Origin of the sequence: Serratia sp. PL17, assembly GCF_017832355.1 — a bacterium.
Lineage (GTDB): Bacteria > Pseudomonadota > Gammaproteobacteria > Enterobacterales > Enterobacteriaceae > Serratia.
Genome location: NZ_JAFIBY010000027.1, coordinates 1 through 1069 on the forward strand (window position 1 = coordinate 1; position 1069 = coordinate 1069).

General features: G+C 42.8%; 2 protein-coding genes. Both read left to right on the forward strand.

What is annotated here, in order from left to right; translation table 11 throughout:
• The first annotated feature begins 97 nt into the window (after positions 1–97).
• Positions 98–430 carry a hypothetical protein gene (locus tag JOE25_RS26500; protein ID WP_209640624.1) on the forward strand — a complete coding sequence of 111 codons (333 nt, stop codon included), beginning with the start codon at positions 98–100 and terminating at the stop codon, positions 428–430.
• Positions 431–581: 151 nt separating this feature from the next.
• Positions 582–1069 (forward strand): tail assembly protein (locus tag JOE25_RS26505; RefSeq protein WP_245210119.1); only part of this gene is annotated, 488 nt, incomplete at its 3' end.

Consider the following 1069-nt stretch of genomic DNA (forward strand, 5'->3'; position numbering starts at 1 on the left):
TATGGTGGCTATTGGAAGGAACGAACTGTGAAGGTGTTGCGCCACAAAGAACTGATGTGATGCTATCATTCCACTTTTCAGCTTAAGGAAAAGGGACATGAAAAAGGTTTTATTAATTACGGCAATTTTTATTTCCGGGTGTAGTACTGTTGGTAGCTTGCGAGAGCGATCGCCGACCCTTGACGGAAGCTCTAAAAAATCAGAACAGGAATTTGTCTATTGTGTAATTAATAAGTGGAATGAGCATTCATATTTGCAGCCGATGGTTACTCAACCATTACCTAATGGTCATTCTTTACAGTTTAACGATCCTTGGCGTGGTCCTGTTTTTATTCTTGATGTTGTAAAGAATGGTGATGGCAGCAATTATCGTCTATATAGAAGTAAAAATATTGATTTTTATGAGCGAGCTATCACTCAGTGTAAATAACCTGCTTCGGCAGGTTTTTTTATTAGTGAAGGTAAATATGTCATTTGTTGATACTCCACTTAGAACTGTACGATTCCATGGGCCGATGGTTGACGTTTTTGGCCCGAAGTTTGATTATCGTGCTCATAACGTTATAAAAGCGATCGATGCGATGAAGAATTTATTGCCTGGCTTCGAGCGTTACATGTTGGAAGCTCATAAAAGAGGGCTTACTTTCGCCGTGTTTGTGGGTAAAAGGAATGTTGCGCAAGATGAGCTTGAATTAACGAAAGGAAATGAAGACATACATTTAGTACCTGTAGTTATTGGAAGTAAGCAAGCGGGATTATTCCAAACTATTCTTGGCGTGGCACTGGTAGCTTTATCTATATGGAACCCTGCATTTCTAGGAATGTCTGCTGCGGTTGCCCAGGGGGTTGGGACTGTGGGTGCCTCAATGGCTCTCGGTGGTGTCGTACAAATGCTTTCCCCACAAGCTGGTGGCTTACGAATGCGCCAAGACCAGGACAACAAACCGAGCTATGCCTTTGGTGGCCCGGTAAACACAACAGCGCAGGGTAATCCTGTAGGTGTGCTGTACGGTACACGTGAGATTGGCGGAGCTATTATCTCTGCTGGTATTTATACTGAAGATCAACA